At 32.8% G+C, this 3,649-nt stretch carries 3 protein-coding genes; all 3 read right to left on the bottom strand.

Translation table 11 applies throughout. The features are described 5' to 3' along the window. Positions 1–21: 21 nt before the first annotated feature. Positions 22–396 carry a hypothetical protein gene (locus C6H18_RS09245; protein WP_104722804.1) on the bottom strand — a complete coding sequence of 125 codons (375 nt, stop codon included), beginning with the start codon at positions 394–396 and terminating at the stop codon, positions 22–24. 142 nt (positions 397–538) lie between these two features. Beyond that, positions 539–808, bottom strand: coding sequence for a hypothetical protein (locus C6H18_RS09240; RefSeq protein WP_104722803.1), 270 nt, complete (start codon positions 806–808; stop codon positions 539–541). 42 nt (positions 809–850) lie between these two features. Further along, on the bottom strand, positions 851–3,649 hold a 2,799-nt coding region (locus C6H18_RS09520), incomplete at its 5' end, for an ADP-ribosyltransferase-containing protein (protein WP_158654909.1).

The raw sequence follows: 3,649 nt of genomic DNA, 5'->3' as shown, positions 1-3,649 counted from the left end.
TTCAAATAAAGGGTTAAAAAACTAAAATAAATTCTTTTGGAGATTTTTAATATGTGCTTGAGAGTTTGCATTTCTATCCTGCCTTAATTTTCCCGCCATTAAATGCAACCCATATCCATCCTCTTTGCCCTGATTGTATGTTTTATACTTTTCATATAAGGATTCATCCTCTTTCAATAAATTCTTAGCTTCACTCCATGACAAAAGAGGAAGTTCCTTAAGCTTGTCCTTTTCTGATTCCACAACCCTGTGATATTTTTGCAACGCTAGATCTATTTGCTCTTGTGAGTAAGGTAGGGTTAGGGGTTCATAAGTGGGGACTTCAATAGCATCTATAATTTCTTGTGCGTGTTTTTTATTAAGATAATCCCCTACCAAATAATTTTTAAATATCATTGGCTATTCAAGATTTCTATCGCTATAAAATGTTATAATTTCCTCATTAAAGGGTTTCGGTAATTGTGCGGGGTTAGAGTCCGCCTCCCCTTTAACTTCATTAACTACTAATCTAAACCTTACCCCTGCTTCATTTTCCCACTCATAAATATTTGCCCCATTCTTTTCTACATTTGGTTAGATGTTTAATTTTTATATGTTTTGCACCTTTATTTTTATTCCCTTGTGAAAATCTTATTGCCTTTTCTACCGCTTCTAAATCTTTAAAAACCCTTGCAGCATTCTTTCCATTGTAAGCAACATTATAAAGCCCTTCAACCTCTTTATTTTCTAATTCTTTCACCTCAAGGGATTGCATTTGCCTCTCTTGAAATTTTGCTTTTTTCTTTTCTAAAAGTTTGGTTTCATTCATTAAGTATTCTAGTCCATCAGCACTTAGTAGATTGCTTGTGGCTTATTTGTCTATTTGCTCTAATTTAGCGTTTAGCTCTTGGATTTGCTTGGCTCTTTGGTTGTGCCTTTTGTATTCTAATTGATTGTCGCCTGTCCGCTGGCTAAGCTCCTCTATAATGTCAGCACCTTTTATAATCTTATCAGAATCAGTAATTTCCTCGCTTAAATACTTTATATCTCTTGTCTTAAAATGCGTAATAAATGTTTTGTCTTTATCTTGTGTGATAAGTAGATAAAAATAAGGTTCTTTTCCTGTGCTTTTGTATTTTTTCAAATATTTATCTTTTAAATCTTTTTTATAGTGAATTTGTGGATTATCTTTTGCGTCTAACAAAAGATTATAAAGCTGTTTTCTATCCTCTGTCCTTGTATTAAGGTGTTCTTTTAAATTGTCTAAAATATCAAATTCTTTAAGCAATTTTTGTATTTGTGTATCTGTCAATTTCTGCGGCGTAGGTGTAGATTCTAAACTTTTTAAAGCGTTTTGAATAGGTGTGATTTCTAATTCTTTTAACACTCCCTTTGCTTGAATCTCTCTCCCTTTTTCATTTTTTATAATATATCTAGGCTCTAGGGATTGTAAAATAGGGTATTGTTTAATTGCACTCTCCCAACCTCTACTTAGAGTATTGGCTAATTCTTGTTGTAACCTCTCTTTAAATGCTGGATTATCTTTTAAGGCTTTAAATCCTTGTGCTACCGCCTTACTTCCTATGCTTCCTGCTGCAAGTCCTAAAAGGAAGTTTTGTGGATTAAAGCTTAAGTTTCCCTGTTCGTCTATCTCAAACCCTGCAATACTTCCCCCTACTAATCCACTCCCTAAGTGAGGGTTAGAATGATAAATATTAGGGGATTGTTCGTTGAAATATTTAAAACCCTCTTTTGTTGTATCTTTTGTAGTAGCGGTTTTAAAATCCCCGCTTGTCTTATTAAAAATACTTCCCTTATTCTCCACTGCTTTAATTTGGTTAGAATCAAAGACTACCGATACATCATCGTTTAAAATAATTCCATCATATCCTTTGGCTTGTAGCAATTCTCTTGTATTTATATTAGAATATTGTGCTTTTCCTTTCATTCCTAACAATAATCCAAGTTCGTTATCTAAGTGTTGTATATCTCTTAGTGCTTGTGGTGCTTCATTATCAAATCTGTTTAAGGCTATTAATTCTCTAGGTTTAAAAAATAGTGTTTCTCCATCATAATATTTTATAATATTCTTTAGTGTCAAATCATCTTTAAATAGTCCTAAATCCTTTTGCAATGCCTCAATCAATCCTTGTCTATCTTTAGTATATCCTTTTCTTTCTTTGTCGGTTAAAATATTCCATTCTTCATAAAGTTCATTAATTAAATCTTTATTTTTATGCATTAATGGCTTTGCTTCTACTAAGCCGCCTCCATAAGAAACAAACGCAAAACCTTTTTTATCTAGTTCTTTTTTGATGTTAGCAAATTCTTTAGATAAAGATTTATATAATGCCATATCTTTATTATCAAGGTTTAAAATGCCTTTTAACTCTTGTAGTGTTTTTATGTCAAAGGTTTTTGTAGCATCTAATGGATTTTTCATTTTTAAAAATGCCTGTGTAAATTGCTCTTTATTAGAATCTGCAAAAGCTTTAAGAACAAAATCCTTATCTGTCCCAAACCAAAAACCCCATTTAGTGCTGTCAAAGGTATTGATAAAGACCTGTAAATTCTCCGCTTTGCTCCCGTGATAAAACACTTTAGGTAAGCCTTGCTCGTCTTTAGTTATGGGATGAGATTCTTTATGCCACTCACTCAAGTCTTTAGCCTTTGTTGCATCATATTTGAACTTGTTTTGTATCTGTGGTATAATGGCTTCATCAGTTTTGGCAATAGTAGTAGATTTATTATGCGGGGATTCTACCGATTGAGCTTTAACTGCCGCTCCTGTATTGTCCGCATCTTTACTTAAGGTAGCGGAACTTAAACCTTCTAATTCCAAAGAATATATCTTATTATTCCCAAGCCTCTTTTCAAAAAGCGTGATTTTTGCTACGGCTTCTTTATCATTAATGCTTAAAGGTGTATTAAACCTATGCACCGCTTGTATATTTGGTTTGCCTTTGTAGTCTGTATGCGTTTGCTTTAAATGTGCGTTCTCAAAAAGCTCTTTTAAATGTTCGCTAACCTTAAAATGCTCATCCCTACTAAATCCATTATAAATACTTTTATCCACCGCTTTAGAGCTTGAAATTTTATTAATTTCTTTAATAGAAATTGTGCCACTAAGCCCTGTTTCCTTGTTGGTAATTTCTTTGTTTATATATGGGCTTAATGCTTCTTTTAAATCCGCTCTTAAACTTGCAATGCCTTTAGGTGTTCGTGTATGATAAGCAAAAGGTTTTGCTTCATTCTCCTTAAGAAGTTCCCTCTCAATACTAATCTTTTGTGAAGTATTAGCTGTTGCAAATTCCTCTTTTAATGTAGGTGTTTGTATATTATCTATGGGTTTAATTGCTGTTGTTAATTCTTGCTCTTTAATAATACCCTCTTGCTTTTCTTTTAGGGCTTTATCTAAAATACTTTGGTTATTGCTTTGGTTTGTAGGGGATTGTGGTATAATGGTATCAGAGTTTAAAGGCAGAGTCTCGCCTTTAGTTAAAGTGCTAGAGTGTAGGTTCTTAGCACTTTCTTCATTATTTTCAAAAGCAGTTAAAATATAAGCATTTGTTGGCTTATCTTTCCATTCTTTTTTCATTCCTATTGTGTATTTATCAGTTATGATTCTTACTTTTCCGTTTTCTAAATCTATTAGCTTCCCCCTCTCTAT

Source organism: Helicobacter mesocricetorum (assembly GCF_900198605.1).
GTDB lineage: Bacteria > Campylobacterota > Campylobacteria > Campylobacterales > Helicobacteraceae > Helicobacter_D > Helicobacter_D mesocricetorum.
The sequence above is the reverse complement of the archived record's forward strand: the minus strand, read 5'-3'. Positions and strand labels throughout refer to the sequence as shown.